The following is a 214-nucleotide window of genomic DNA, read 5'->3' on the forward strand; positions in this document are numbered from 1 at the left end:
CGGTCACCACGACTGCGATGATCAACCCGAGCACGTCCACGGCCAGGCCCCGCTTACGTCCCGGCACTTTCTTGCCGGCGTCTTTGCCGGTGGCGGCGGGCACGTGGTTCGCCGCCCGGATCGACTGGGTGTCCAGCACGACCGCGGTCGGGTCCTCGGCCCGCCCGGCCCGTTCCCGCGCCTGACAGCGCAGCAGATCATGGATGGCCGCGTC

The 214-nt window shown here is 71.5% G+C and carries 1 pseudogene; it reads right to left on the reverse strand.

The features are described from left to right. Nucleotides 1-214, reverse strand: a pseudogene (locus QSK31_RS48740) (IS5 family transposase); the annotation flags it as partial.

It is taken from the genome of Actinoplanes sp. NBRC 103695 (assembly GCF_030269485.1).
Taxonomy (GTDB): Bacteria; Actinomycetota; Actinomycetes; order Mycobacteriales; family Micromonosporaceae; genus Actinoplanes.